A 13,947-nucleotide genomic window follows, 5' to 3' on the forward strand; every position below is an offset into this window, starting at 1 on the left:
GATGTAATATTTGCTCTAGTATAGCATATTTTTCTTAAAAATAAACTAAAAAAACGAGGACAAGCCATCCTCGTTAGATTTTTTCTTATTCAAATAGCCAGCACAAGTCTTATCAGACATCAGAGGCAGGCAGTGTTGTTCTAACAGTGAATCTCACTGCCAAAAAGAGGCGAATAGCTGCCAACACAAAGAAGACACCCCAAGCTAGCACCAAGTGATATGCACCTAGAAACGAAAAGACGATACTGCCGATAGGAATAGCAATAGTGACTAGAAAAGAAATGAAAGCCCCAACCTGCCCAAGCTGTTCATCTGGAACATGACGCATCAGTGTCGCTGTTAGGATTGGAGCTGACCTAGCCCCCATAAAAGCTAAGACAAAAGCGCCCACAAGCATGATTAGAGAGGACAACTGAACAATCCCTGATAAAGCAAGAAACACCGTGACTAGGCTTTGAGCGGTTAGAATCGTCATCAGCTTCAAGTCCTTGAACAGATGATTGACTGTTAGACCGCCTAGCAAAGCACCTATAATTTGGACAACCCCCATAGCTGTAATGGATTGGGCATACGAAAACTGCCATATCGGAACATCGAGTAATTGGATATTCATCAGGGTCAAAAAGCTGGTGGACAAGATATTCCCAATCAAAAGTAGCACAATCATCGGTAAAAAGGCTATCCCGTCTGACTTTTGAAAAACATGAACCGCTGTCTGGTACATTTTATGCAACTGCACCTTGACGGATTCTTTTGTGTCAGAAAACACCACTTGGTGTTTCAACTGTTTCCTGATTTTCCAATAGGTCAGAGCCGATAGGAAAAAGGTTACGGCATTGATAAATGCAATAAAGGAAAAGTTATTGTTTGTTACTTCTAAGAGCCAGACACCAATCGGTTGACTCGATAGCACAACCGTCAGACCAACCACTTGAAATAAGGAATTCGTCGCAACCAGTTCCTCATCAGGAACATTGTGCTTAAAAATCGGTTTGAGCAAAAATTGCAAATAGTTAGAGATAGTATCGCTAAAAATGTTTAAAAAAGCAACAGCTATAACAACTCCGTAATGCTTAAACCCAACAAGATAGGCCACCAAGAGAAAGATAAGACCTTGGACGGCACTAAGACCGATGAGGTATGTTGTCTTCTGTCGGGTTTTATCTGCCAGAAAGCCAAGCCATAGGGATAAGAGCGCCGGCAAATAAGCAATGCTGTCAGCCAGTCCAACCAGTAATTTAGACTCATAGATGGTTGCCAGATAAACCACAAAGACCATGTTATAGATGTTGGCACCAAGATTTTGCCAACTAGCGGCTAATAACCGACCAGCGATAAACTTATTTTTTAAGAGTTTGAGCATGCGTTGCCTCCTTGTCTTGATATTTTTTTAGGACAAGAGCAAACTCATTCACATCTACCCGTCCATACTTGACATAAAAACTTGTATTGAGCAACAATTTTCTTGCTGTGTTGAGATATTTGGTGTCTGGCACAAGAGTATAGACATCTAACAAGGTGTCGGCTATTCCCAGCATGCCATCATTGTAGCCCGGTCTCTGAGTAAACTCAACGTCAACAGTATCGGCTAGCGTTATAATGTTTGGCAAGTACCGTGCTTTATCTAGGTACATGAGTCCTTGAATATAACCAGCGTTCCCCTTGTCAATATAAGGTGAAGCACAGTTATTGCCGATAGACAAGACCTCACCTGATGTGGTCTTGACCAAAAGCGAAAACCGGACAACCTGTTGCTGTGATTTCAATCTGCTAAAAAGAGGCTTTGAGTTAATTGTCTTTACACATTTTTCATCTCAACAGCTCTTTCTGCAAGATTAGATATATTATATCATCCAAAGAAACAGTCTGTCAATACTTAATTTTCAGTTTTTTTATAATTTTATAACTACTCGCCCTAAGATATTGTACCGGGTATAAACGGCAAAATCACCCAACAATTACAAGGAACAAAAAAAGGCGTGAGACAAGCACCCTAAATGGGTGTCTGTCCCTGCCTCCGTTGTCTTTCTTACAACTCGATAATCTTGCCAGTCTTCAAGTAGACCACCCACTCGCAGACATTTTTAGCGTAATCGCCGATACGCTCGAGGTAAATCAGGACTTGGAAATACTCCTTACCTGAGAATACGGTTTCTGGTTGCTCACGGATACGCTCAACAGCTAAGTTTTGAATATCCTTGAACATCAAATCAATCTCCTCATCGCGTGCAGCGATTTCGTAGGCTTTTTCCTCATCACCAGTCATGTAGACCTCAAGAGCGTCTTCGACCATGTATTTAACGGCCTTGCCCATCTTTTTGATTGCTGCTTCTACTTCTGGGATACGCTCCTCACCCTTCATGCGAATGGTGGCTTTGGCAATAGCTGACGCGTGGTCGCCCATGCGCTCAACATCGCTTGAAGCCTTGAGCACCGTGATAACCGTCCGTAGGTCATGCGATACGGGCTGCTGAAGTGCAATAATCTCTAGTGACTTCTTCTCCAGCTTGGTTTCAAAATTATTGACCACTTCATCTTGCTCAATCACTTCCTTTGCCAAGACACGGTCATGGCTAACAAAGGCACGGACCGTTTTATTGATTTGGGTCAAAACCTCGGTTCCCATGGCATAAAATTGATTATGGAGCTTTGCTAATTCTTCATCAAATTGTGAACGTAACATACGCTACCTCTTTTCTGTTTTGCTTTGCTAAAGGTCACTTTAGATACCTCTAGCGTTTGGTTGTTCAGGCGAATACACGAGGTGACAGCCTTAACACTTTTACTATCCGAACTTACCAGTAATATAATCCTCAGTTCGTTTATCACTTGGGTTCAGAAACATTTCTTTGGTTGCCCCATACTCAATCAGCTCACCATCAAGGAAGAAGCCTGTTCGCTCTGAAATCCGAGATGCCTGTTGCATGGAACGTGTGACCAAGAGAAGAGTATACTGATCCTTGAGTCCATAGAGAGTCTCTTCAATCTTACCTGCTGAAATAGGGTCAAGAGCTGAGGTCGGTTCGTCTAGTAAAATAATTCTAGGACTTGTTGCCAGAACCCTTGCAACGCAAACCCGCTGTTGCTGTCCGCCTGACAGACCGATGGCTGAATCATGTAGCCGATCTTTCACCTCGTCCCAGATAGAAGCTCCTTTTAGAGAGGTCTCGACAATTTCATCCAGCACTTGCTTGTCCTTGACGCCATTTAAGCGCAGACCATAGACCACATTTTCATAGATGGACATGGGAAAGGGGTTAGGCTGTTGGAACACCATGCCGATTTCCTTGCGTAACTCAACCGTATCAGTCCGTGGACTGTAGACGTTGTGACCATTATAAGTCACAGAACCCGTTACTGTTGCTTCAGGATTAAGATCGTGCATGCGGTTAATCGAACGCAACAGTGTTGACTTTCCGGAACCTGACGGACCGATGAGTGCAGTGATGGCTTTCTCTTTGAAATCCATGCTCACACCGTTAAGGGCCTTTTTCTTGCCAAAATAGACCGATAAATCGTTGATGCTTAAAATAGAATCTGTCATACATTCTCCTAACCGAATCGACCCGTGATGTAATCGCGTGTAGATGGCAACTTAGCATTTTGAAAGACTTGTGAAGTCTTGTCATACTCAATCAAATCACCCAGATAGAAGAAAGCAGTATAGTCGCTAGCACGCGCCGCTTGCTGCATGTTGTGCGTGACGATGATGATGGTGTAATTTTTCTTTAAGTCCATCATGGTTTCTTCTAATTGCATGGTAGCAATCGGATCAAGTGATGCTGCAGGTTCATCCATCAATAAAATCTCTGGTTTAACAGAAATCGCACGTGCAATGCAAAGTTTCTGTTGTTGCCCTCCAGATAAGGATAGGGCTGATTTGTGCAAATCATCCTTAACCTGATCCCAGAGTGCTGCTTGCTTGAGTGATGTTTCAACAAGTTCATCAAGCACTTTTTTATCCCTGACACCAGCTCGTTCATGGGGGAAGGTGATGTTATTGTAAATCGATTTTGCAAAAGGATTAGGACGCTGGAACACCATGCCGATGTGTTTGCGCACCTCGTACACATTCATGTCCTTGCGGTTAACATCGATACCCTCATAAAGGATTTCTCCCGTCACTTTTGCGATGTCAATGGTATCATTCATCCGATTCAAACTACGTAAGTAGGTTGATTTCCCACAGCCTGAAGGTCCAATCAATGCTGTGATTTTATTTTTTTCAAACTGCATATCGATGCCTTTGATGGCCTCTTTTTGCCCATAATAAACGTGCAAATCTTTGGTCTCTAAGGCAACAGTTTCTGGCGAAAACGTGATAATGTGACGTTCATTCCAGTTATAGTCAGCCATATCGTCTCCTTTTTAATGTTAGAAGATAGCATCCTCTAAGAGCCTATTTTTTGTATGTCGTTGTGACAGACGACATCGGTGCTGTCTACCATTCGGTTTTAACAGCTTAATGTCTATTTACTCTGCTGATGTTAGCTTCTTGTAAAGCGTCTTACCAATGTAGCGAGCAGAGAGGTTGAAGATTAAGATAAAAATCAGCAAAACTGCTGCTGAACCAGTTGATACTTGAATAGCATCAGGAATGGTACCTTCACTATTAACTTTCCAGATGTGTACCGCCAAAGTTTCAGCTTGGCGAAAAATTGAAATCGGACTGGTGACACTCAACACATTCCAGTTACTCCAATCAAGTGCTGGAGCTGATTGTCCGGCAGTATAGATAAGTGCTGCTGCCTCACCAAAAATCCGTCCTGAAGCCAAAACAATCCCAGTAACAATCCCCGGCAGAGCCTCCGGAATAACGACATAAACAACCGATTCCCAGCGAGACAACCCCAATGCCAGACCAGCTTCACGCTGAGTATGATGAACATTGCGCAGACTATCTTCGATGGTTCTCGTCATTTGCGGCAGGTTAAAGACAGTCAAAGCTAGAGCACCTGAAATGATAGAAAATCCATATTCAAATTGAACAACGAAAATCAAATAACCGAAAAGTCCGACAACCACGGATGGTAAAGAGGATAAAATTTCGATACAGGTTCTAATAAAATTAGTCAACCAGCCTTTTTTGGCATATTCTGCCAAATAGATACCAGCTCCCATGGATAAAGGAACCGAGATGAGCAAGGTAATAACCAGCAGGAAAAATGAATTGTAGAGCTGAATACCAATACCACCGCCTGCTTGATAGGATGAGGATTTCCCTGTTAAGAATTGCCAGTTGACATGAGGTAGCCCCCTCAGCAGGATGAAGAGTAAGAGAGCGGTCAAAATAGTCACGATAAGTCCTGCAATGGTGTACAGAACTCCTGTCATCAGCTTGTTAATCTGTTTAGCGTGCATAGTTTTTCTTACCCTCTCTCGTAATCAATTTCATAATCATATTGAAGATTAAACTCATGACCAAAAGAACCAATGCTAGAGACCAGAGCACATTGTTTTGAACAGTTCCCATAACGGTGTTCCCAATCCCCATGGTCAATACAGACGTCAAGGTTGAGGCAGGGGTGGTTAGTGAGGTTGGAATAACAGCCGAGTTACCAACCACCATCTGGATCGCCAGCGCCTCACCGAAGGCACGTGCCATACCAAAAATAACAGCTGTAAAAATACCTGGGCGAGCCGCATTGAGGATAACACGCCAAATAGTTTGCCAACGTGTCGCTCCCATGGCGAGACTAGCTTCTTTATAGTGACGAGGAACAGCTTTTAGACTATCTAGGGTCATAAAGGTAACTGTTGGCAAAATCATGACAAAGAGGACAAAAATTCCTGACAAGATACCAAAACCAGTTCCACCAAAAATGCTTCTGACAAATGGTACAACGACTTGTAAACCGATAAAACCGTAAACAACAGATGGAATACCCACCAAAAGCTCAATAACCGGTTGCAAGATCTTAGTGCCATACTTGGGAGAAATTTCCGTCATGAAGACAGCCGCACCGATGGCGATAGGGGTCGCAATAAGCGCTGACAAAATGGTAACGATAAAAGACCCTGAAATCATGGGCAAGGCACCCATTAAGGGCTTGCCATCGTCTCCCTTAACATTGGGTTGCCACTCTTTACCAAAGAGAAAGTCTATCGGATTGATGCCATCCACAAAAAATGTCGACAGGCCTTTTTGGGCAACAAAAATTAAAATCATAAAGACAATAAATACAATCAGTGCCAAGCAGGCAAAGGTAATTGTCTTGCCGAATTTTTCTAAGCGTGAATTTTTTGACGGCGATAGCAATTTTTTTGCAAGTTCTTGATTTTTCACAACGTCTCCTTTATTTAGGGGTGACCTGACCATTAGCGTCTTTGATGACTTTCATCTCTGAGATTGGGATATAACCAGTTGTCACAACAACTCCTTGTTGCACCTTATCCGTCATCATGTAATCCAAAAACTCCTTGGTTAAACCAGTTGGCTCTCCCATGGTATACATGTGTTCATAAGACCACAATGGCCATTTATTGGTCGCAATGTTATCAATTGTTGCTGCATAACCATTGAGCTTTAAGCTTTTGACTGAATCATCTAAATAGGACAAGCCAAGATAAGAAATCGCTCCTGGTGTTTGAGAGACAATCGACCTCACCATCCCGTTTGAGTCTTGTTCTTGACTTTGCTTGGCAGATTGCCCATCCATGACAACACTATCAAAAGTTGATCGTGAACCAGAACTAGCTGCTCGGTTGATGATGGAAATCTCTAAATCTTTACCACCAACTTCTTTCCAGTTGGTGTACTCACCTGTAAAGATTTTTCGTAACTGCTCTACAGTTAAATCATCGACCGTCACTTCCTTATTGACAATAACAGCGAGACCCGCAACAGCAACCTGATGATCGACCAAGCTTGCAGCGTCGATGCCGTCTTTTTCTTCTGCAAAGAGGTCACTGTTGCCAATTTGAACAGCTCCTGACTGAACCTGCGATAAGCCTGTACCGGAACCACCACCTTGAACATTGATGGTCTTACCAATATTTGTTGACCCAAATTCATCAGCCGCTGCTTCAACCAAAGGTTGCAAGGCTGTTGACCCTACAGCTGTAATTGACTCTCCACGGTCAATCCATTTGGCACAAGCTGACAGACTGAGACCAAAGAGGGCAACAGCCAGTCCCTTAAACAATTTTTTGTTCACAATAATTTCCTTTCAAGCGTGTTACAAATTGTAGCACTTCCACTATACCATAGTCTCCCTCTGTTTGTATAGAGGTTAGTGAAGACGAAGCCCTTTTGGAAAATGATTTTTTATTGTTTGACCAACAACTTTTGCAAAACCTAGACCATTTCCTTGGACAACAAGTTGATACCAGCCATTTGGCAGGGGCTCAGAAAGTGTCACCGTCAGACCACGAGCATAATCTTCAAATGCTTCATCACTGATGTTGACTGTTTGCTTGACTTCGCTAGGCTTTAGGGCTAGACCGAGCGCAAAGCTAGGTTCAAATCGATTTTTCTTAAAGGTCCCTAAATACAAACCATTGCGCGCAATTTTTACACCTTTTAGAGCTGGCAAGTCACGTGGTAACAGATAGAGTTGTTCACCAAAGGTTTGCAAAATACCGTCCAACTCAACAAATAAATGCTGTCTCGCAAAATCTTGCCAGAGCTGATGTTCTTGCTTGGTCAGATTAGTTTTCTCAGGCTTAATACGTTGGCGCTCAGAAGAGCGTATGTCTTCTAACACCGCGACAAATTGGCCTTCACCCCTGAAACGATGGGGATACATCCTAGCGGTCTGCTCTTGCTCAATCCCCGCTGACATACCGTTTATTTTCGGAACATCAACCAATTTCAAAAAGTCATAGGTCTCTAACAGCCAAGAAACGACCGCTTCATTTTCTTCAGGTGACCAGGTACAGGTTGAGTAGACCAGTCTACCGCCAGGTGCCAGCATATCAATGGCATCCTGTAAAATAGCCTGTTGCAGATTGGCACAGGTGACTGGATAGTCGTTATGCCAATACTGGCAGGCAGCGGGATCTTTTCTAAACATCCCTTCTCCTGAACAGGGACCGTCAAAGACGATAAGGTCAAAGTAGTTTGAAAAAATTCTTGCCAAACGATCTGCACTGTCATTGGTAACAACCACATTTCTCGCCCCAAAACGCTCAATGTTTTCGACCAGAACCTTGCTCCGTTTGGTCGAAATCTCATTGCTAACAAGCAAGCCTGTGTTACCCAGATAAGAGAGGATATGGGTCGATTTGCCACCTGGCGCCGCCGCTAAATCAAGCACACGCATCCCCGGTTTAATGCCTGCAACCTGAACCACCATCTGAGCAGCTGGCTCTTGCGAGTAAACCAGGCCTGTCACATGTTCGGCTGATTTACCAGAAATCTTACCGTAGTAGCCCCAAGGTGTCTGGGGAATCGGATTGGAAAAGCGTTTTTGCACTTCCTTTAATGGATTGACACGAAAAGCAGAAACAGCTGGTTCTTCAAAACTCGCCAGAAACTCATCTGCCTCTTGACCTAGTAAGGCCCGATATTTTTCAACAAAATCATTTGGTAATGTCATGAGTCTATTATACTACACAAGGGTAAACAAAAGCAAACTCCCTAGCTCGAAAGTAGAGAGTATCAGTGCTTTATTGCCTTGTCAAAATTGTTTTGACTTCCAACTGCTCCTGTGCCGGATAAAAGATGACCGACTGTCGACTGAGCATATCTAATTTTGACCCATCCAAGGTCTCAAGGAGATAGCCCAACTCTTCTCCCATGATGGCAGCGGCTAAATAATCCCAGGGACAGAGGTAAGAGGCATAGCCCCAGAGCTGACCAGCTAGCACACGCGCCATGCTCAAACCAGCACAGCCATAATTTCTAACACCTAGTGAGCGATTGAACAAGTCTGCCAGATGATAGGCATTTTGGGCATAAAGACGGGTATTGCTTGCAACTAAGGACTGATTGAGCAAGCCTCCGCTCACCAAGGGCAGAGCTCCCCCGTTGCAGGTTACAGGAAACCCTTTGCCGCCGCTGTACAGCTTGTCTGCCATGACATCATAAATCAATCCAAACTGTCCAACGCCATCTTCCAAATAGGCCAACATCACTGCAAAGTCCTGCTGCTGGGTCACAAAGTTAACTGTTCCGTCGATAGGGTCAATGACCCAGACTGCGCCTCTAGAAGGGTTAGTTTTTAGGTTGTCCTCCTCGGCTAAAAAATGGTCATTAGGGTACCTATCCTGAATCGACTCAACCAGAAATTGCTGACACGCCTTGTCAACATTGGTCACCAGATCGGTTGCTGCTGATTTGGTTTCAACCTTAACCTCAATCCCCATCTGTTCTTTAATCAGAAGTCCAGCCTGACGAATGAGTTGCTGGGCAAAGATAAACTTATCGTTCAAGTCGCAGTACCCCCGTTCCTTTTTCCTGAGCGGCTTTCACCGCTCGATAGATGGAGTAGCCACTGACCTGCTCAAACTCACGTTCAAGTCTCTTTTCTTCACTCTTAGACCTGACGACGGTCTTGAACGTAGCATAGCTGTTTAGAAAGTCTGTCACCTTGACCTGATGCTCGTAGGCATCTTCAACCATGGTTAAAAAATGAAGCACTGCGGTCATGTCGTCAGTGCTCCAAGATAAATCAATAGGATAAGTGTATTGCTTAGTCATAATACCGATCAATCTCCGCTCTAATGGTAGCCTGTTTCAGTTCGTGCTTGCGGTAATCCCGAGACAAGAAGGCACGAATCTCATCTTCGTTGAATCCTATCTGCATTCGTTTTTTGTCCATCAAAATTGGACGACGCAAGAGATTTGGGTTTTTCGTAATGAGGGTCAACAATTCTGAAACGGATAGCTCATCAACATCAATATTCAACTTTTGGAAAACTTTTGACCGCGTTGAAATAATATCCTCCGTGCCGTTTTCAGTGAGTGAGAGGATCGTCATCAACTCATCACGTGACAGAGGACTGGTAATGATATTATGTTCCCGAAAAGGGACCTTGTGCTTGGTTAGCCAAGCTTTTGCCTTCCTGCAGCTTGTACAACTGGGAGAGATGAATAGTGTTAACATACTTTTATCCCCTGTAACATAGTTACTTCCATTATACAAGTTTTTTGCTCAAATTTCTATACTTTTTCCCAGTTTTTTGAGATTTTTTTATCAAATTCAAGTTGTTCAACCAACTTTTCAACAGAATCGAACTTAATCATGTCACGAATTTTACTCAGCCAAAGAATTTCAATGGTTTCACCATAGATGTCCTCATCGAAATCAAACAGATGAGCTTCTAAGCGTAACTCCTGACCATCAAAGGTCACGTTTTTACCGACGCTTGTCATAGAGCGGTAGCGATGACCCTTAACCAAGATATCCGCCACATAGACACCATCAGCAGGTAAAAAGGTTCGGTCGATCGGTGCTAAATTAGCGGTCGGAAATCCCATGGTTCGCCCCCTAGCATCGCCATGTACCACAATGCCACGGGTTGAAAATTCATAACCCAAAAGACGATTGGTCGTCTCGATATGCCCTTTTGAAATGGCGCGACGGATACGGGTTGAGCTGATTTTCTCACCATCATCTTGTACTTCGGGCACAATGACTACCTCACAGGAAGCCGCTGTTTTTAAGTCATCAGCTGGCCTTTTATCATGTCCAAAATGGTAATCAAATCCGACAACAACGACCTTGGCTTGCAGGCCTTCAATGTAGCGGGAAATGAACTCATCCGAACTAGTTCTGGCAAAATCGCTCGTAAAGTCCATCAAGTAAAGCTGATCCACACCATACTCTGCAAACTTGGCATAGCGCTTCTCAGGATAGGTCACATGCAGGAGCAAGTCGGGCGTGAAACGGGCTAAAGCTAATTTGGGGGACTCATAAAAGGTCAGCACAGCAACTTTTAGCTGTCTGGCCTGTGCAATGGCTCTTGCCTCTTCAAAAAGTTTCTTATGCCCACAATGAAGAGCATCAAAATATCCTAAAACCAAGACGACTGGTTCATCCGCAATCAACTCTTGGTCGGTTTTTAATCTAAAAATATCCATAGCATTTATTGTAACACAAGTCAGCGATAGTCAGATAAAAATAGCTTACCTTTTGAGATGTTAGTGCAAGTCCTCTGCAAATTTATTAAGTCGCCTTAAGCGATGATTCACACCGCTCTTGGTCAAGGGAGTTTCTAAGCTATCTGCCAGCTCCTGAATGGAATAATCCGGATGCTGTATCCTCTTTTGAGCGACCTCCTGCAAGTCAAGCGGCAAGCTATCTAATCCCACTCGTTCAATGATTTTGCTGATGTTATTGATTGTTTTCATGCTGGCGGTTATAGTCCGTGCAATATTGGCAGTTTCCGCATTATTAGCGCGATTGAGATCGTTTCTGGTTTCGCGATAAACTTTGACTTCTTCAAACCTATCTTTAGCATCAACAGCACCTATGACCAAGAGGAAATCCATGATGTCTTCAGCTTTTTGGAGATAGGTCATCGTGCCGTTTTTATGATTAATGATCTTAGCATCGAGCATAAATTTTTGAAGCAGGCTCGCCAAATCCTCAGCATGATCTTGGTAAACCGAAAAAATCTCCAATTGATACTTGCCTGTTTCAGGGTCTGTCAGTGACCCTGTTGCCAAAAAAGCCCCTCGCAGGTAAGACTGTCCAGCCCCATCATTAGTCAAGATAGTTGATGATACGCCAGTCTCAAAACCAAAAAAGCTGTCTGCTAGCTGTAAATCGGCTAAAATCGCCTCTACTCCTGTCTCTAAAACCACCTGATAAACACGATTTTTCTTGAGATTGGAGCGCGTGTGGTAGCGGATTTCAGGCTGAATGGCATAAAACTGCTCAATCATTTCATACAGGTGGCGAGCAATTTTTGCCTGTTCAGTGGTCAAGGTCAGCCTGAGACCTTGGCTGGTTAAGCCCAGACTCCCTGATAATTTCATCATGGCAGCGAGTTGGTACTTGTCTGCGGTTGTACTGGTTAATACTTCTTCTTTCACTCTGGCTGTAAAGGTCATCAGTAGTTCGCTCCCAATAAGGTCATCAGTTCCTCAACCACTAGGTGCCCATCGTGAAAAGCTCCGCCATTTTCCAAACGTAAAAAGTTTGACGAAATTACCCGTTTAACCTGTTGTCGCAATCCTTCAAAATCATGCTCTACCTGCACCAAATCCTGATTAAAACGATGAGACACCATGTAGTCATGTGGTACTGGAGCGATGTTTACAAGGACGGTGTCCACCACACCATCACCTAAGTGTTTGGCAAGAACTCGCACGTGATCACTGTCGCTAAAATGCTCTGTCTCTCCTCGCTGAGTCATGATGTTGCAAACATAAGCAATCTGAGCTTTTGTCTTAATCAAGGCTTGTTGGATTTCTGGAATCACCAAATTAGGCAAAATTGAGGTAAATAGTGACCCAGGTCCAAGGACAATCATATCGCTATCCATAATCGTATCAACAACTTTTCGACTGGCTGTCGGTTGTTGTTCATTGTAGGTATTAGTAACATAGACACGCTCGATTGTCCCTTGGTAATTAGCAATATGGCTCTCGCCAGATACTTGATGACCATCGGTAAAAACGGCATGTAAGGTTAAGGGCTCCTCACTAGCAGGAAAAATCTTGCCTGTCGTGTGGAAAAACTTGGTCAAAATCTGCATGGCTTGGTAGGTGGACCCTTGCATTTCTGAAATACCAGCAATAATCAGATTGCCTAGTGGGTGACCCGATAGACTATTTTGTCCTTGGAAACGGTACTGAAAAATCTTCTCATAAAACTTTGGCATGTCACTCATCGCTACCAACACGTTCCTCAAATCTCCTGGCGGGGCTAGTCGCATATCTTGCCGAAGGGTACCCGATGACCCGCCATCATCAGCTACGGTAACAATGGCCGTGATGTCAACATCTTCGTGACGGAGACTACTGAGAATGACTGGAATGCCTGTTCCACCGCCAATAACTGTTATCTTAGGCTTTCTCATGACCGGTTCACCGTCTCCTTTCGTTTATCCTTATCTCGGTGACTCTCGTTGACGGTCCACTCCTTGGCAATATCTGCTGCCAAACGATGAGCAAAAGCAACACTGCGGTGCTGACCTCCCGTACAACCGATTGCAATGGTTAAAACGGACTTGCCTTCCTTTTGATAACCAGGTAGAATCGGTGCTATCAGACGGTACAAGTTATGATAAAAATCCTCAGATACTTGAGAAGCCATCACATAGTCAAAAACAGGTTGATCCAATCCAGTCTGCTCTCGCAATTCCGGAACATAGTGAGGATTTGGCAAGAATCTCACATCAAATACCAAATCAGCATCGATAGGCAAGCCATACTTGAACCCAAAACTCACGACTTCAATACGAAACTGGCTCTGCTGATTTGCTTGTGCAAACTGCTCTGCAATGGTTTGTCGTAACTGACGAGGCGTAATCTCTGTGGTATCCACCACATTCTGACTGAAACTTTTAAGTGGCGCCAAGAGCTCTCGTTCGCGCTTTATCCCGTCCAAAACTCGACCATCCGCTGCTAAAGGGTGACTACGACGGGTCTCCTTGTATCGTGAAACAAGCTCACTATCTGTCGCGTCTAGAAATAGGATTTTGAAATCAAGCTGCTCATTGCTTTCTAAACTATCCAACATCTGGGTGATTTCAGCAAAAAACTGCCGACTTCTCATGTCGACGACTAGAGCAACGTGGTCATAATCATTGGTTTGTCCAACCAACTCCAAAAACTTTGGCACAAGGGTAGGTGGCATGTTGTCAATGGTAAAGTAGCCTAAGTCTTCAAAAGACTGGATAGCAACGGTCTTCCCCGCACCGCTCATCCCAGTAACGACAACTAATTTGATGGGTTTGGTCATCTGAACTCTCCTTTGTTTAACGATTTACTCCTTCGTTTCGTTTATTATAGCACAAAGACCCCTTAAAGGACAGGACAAGGTGCATCAACTT

At 43.8% G+C, this 13,947-nt stretch carries 16 protein-coding genes; all 16 read right to left on the reverse strand.

Going from position 1 to position 13,947, the window contains the following annotated elements:
• Nucleotides 1-112 precede the first annotated feature (112 nt).
• The 16 genes from A3GW_RS0107265 to rapZ all read right to left on the reverse strand — a co-directional run bounded on the left by A3GW_RS0107265 (nt 113) and on the right by rapZ (nt 13,856).
• A complete protein-coding gene (locus tag A3GW_RS0107265) occupies nt 113-1,363 on the reverse strand; it encodes an MFS transporter (RefSeq protein WP_018368626.1) in 1,251 nt (416 codons plus the stop codon).
• Nucleotides 1,341-1,766 (reverse strand): glycoside hydrolase family protein, encoded by a 426-nt coding sequence (locus A3GW_RS0107270; protein WP_018368627.1) that lies wholly within the window; start codon nt 1,764-1,766, stop codon nt 1,341-1,343. The genes A3GW_RS0107265 and A3GW_RS0107270 overlap by 23 nt, the downstream gene beginning before the upstream one ends.
• A gap of 263 nt (nt 1,767-2,029) precedes the next feature.
• Complete coding sequence (gene phoU, locus A3GW_RS0107275) at nt 2,030-2,683, reverse strand: phosphate signaling complex protein PhoU (RefSeq protein WP_018368628.1); 654 nt, start codon at nt 2,681-2,683, stop codon at nt 2,030-2,032.
• A 102-nt stretch (nt 2,684-2,785) separates the two neighbouring features.
• Nucleotides 2,786-3,544, reverse strand: a complete 759-nt coding sequence (pstB, locus tag A3GW_RS0107280; RefSeq protein WP_018368629.1) for a phosphate ABC transporter ATP-binding protein PstB — start codon at nt 3,542-3,544, stop codon at nt 2,786-2,788.
• 8 nt (nt 3,545-3,552) lie between these two features.
• The gene (pstB, locus tag A3GW_RS0107285) at nt 3,553-4,356 is read right to left on the reverse strand and encodes a phosphate ABC transporter ATP-binding protein PstB (RefSeq protein WP_018368630.1); all 804 of its coding nucleotides are present in this window, start codon (nt 4,354-4,356) and stop codon (nt 3,553-3,555) included.
• A 117-nt stretch (nt 4,357-4,473) separates the two neighbouring features.
• A complete protein-coding gene (gene pstA, locus A3GW_RS0107290; protein ID WP_018368631.1) occupies nt 4,474-5,361 on the reverse strand; it encodes a phosphate ABC transporter permease PstA in 888 nt (295 codons plus the stop codon).
• A complete protein-coding gene (pstC, locus tag A3GW_RS0107295; RefSeq protein ID WP_018368632.1) occupies nt 5,351-6,286 on the reverse strand; it encodes a phosphate ABC transporter permease subunit PstC in 936 nt (311 codons plus the stop codon). The genes pstA and pstC overlap by 11 nt, the downstream gene beginning before the upstream one ends.
• 10 nt (nt 6,287-6,296) lie before the next feature.
• Complete coding sequence (locus A3GW_RS0107300) at nt 6,297-7,157, reverse strand: phosphate ABC transporter substrate-binding protein PstS (RefSeq protein WP_018368633.1); 861 nt, start codon at nt 7,155-7,157, stop codon at nt 6,297-6,299.
• 75 nt (nt 7,158-7,232) lie between these two features.
• The gene (locus tag A3GW_RS0107305; protein ID WP_018368634.1) at nt 7,233-8,540 is read right to left on the reverse strand and encodes an RsmF rRNA methyltransferase first C-terminal domain-containing protein; all 1,308 of its coding nucleotides are present in this window, start codon (nt 8,538-8,540) and stop codon (nt 7,233-7,235) included.
• Nucleotides 8,541-8,610: 70 nt separating this feature from the next.
• A complete protein-coding gene (locus A3GW_RS0107310; RefSeq protein ID WP_018368635.1) occupies nt 8,611-9,375 on the reverse strand; it encodes an inositol monophosphatase family protein in 765 nt (254 codons plus the stop codon).
• Nucleotides 9,365-9,643 carry a UPF0223 family protein gene (locus A3GW_RS0107315; RefSeq protein WP_018368636.1) on the reverse strand — a complete coding sequence of 93 codons (279 nt, stop codon included), beginning with the start codon at nt 9,641-9,643 and terminating at the stop codon, nt 9,365-9,367. Before A3GW_RS0107315 ends, A3GW_RS0107310 begins: the two co-directional genes overlap by 11 nt.
• Nucleotides 9,636-10,049: a Spx/MgsR family RNA polymerase-binding regulatory protein gene (locus tag A3GW_RS0107320; RefSeq protein ID WP_018368637.1), complete on the reverse strand. Its 414-nt coding sequence runs from the start codon at nt 10,047-10,049 to the stop codon at nt 9,636-9,638. Before A3GW_RS0107320 ends, A3GW_RS0107315 begins: the two co-directional genes overlap by 8 nt.
• Before the next feature lie 56 nt (nt 10,050-10,105).
• Nucleotides 10,106-11,026 (reverse strand): bifunctional riboflavin kinase/FAD synthetase, encoded by a 921-nt coding sequence (locus tag A3GW_RS0107325; protein ID WP_018368638.1) that lies wholly within the window; start codon nt 11,024-11,026, stop codon nt 10,106-10,108.
• Nucleotides 11,027-11,086: 60 nt separating this feature from the next.
• Nucleotides 11,087-12,001, reverse strand: coding sequence for a DNA-binding protein WhiA (gene whiA, locus A3GW_RS0107330; RefSeq protein ID WP_018368639.1), 915 nt, complete (start codon nt 11,999-12,001; stop codon nt 11,087-11,089).
• Nucleotides 12,001-12,972: a YvcK family protein gene (locus A3GW_RS0107335; RefSeq protein WP_018368640.1), complete on the reverse strand. Its 972-nt coding sequence runs from the start codon at nt 12,970-12,972 to the stop codon at nt 12,001-12,003. Before A3GW_RS0107335 ends, whiA begins: the two co-directional genes overlap by 1 nt.
• Complete coding sequence (gene rapZ / locus A3GW_RS0107340; protein ID WP_018368641.1) at nt 12,969-13,856, reverse strand: RNase adapter RapZ; 888 nt, start codon at nt 13,854-13,856, stop codon at nt 12,969-12,971. Before rapZ ends, A3GW_RS0107335 begins: the two co-directional genes overlap by 4 nt.
• Nucleotides 13,857-13,947 lie beyond the last annotated feature (91 nt).

The organism is Streptococcus entericus DSM 14446 (assembly GCF_000380025.1).
Taxonomy (GTDB): domain Bacteria; phylum Bacillota; class Bacilli; order Lactobacillales; family Streptococcaceae; genus Streptococcus; species Streptococcus entericus.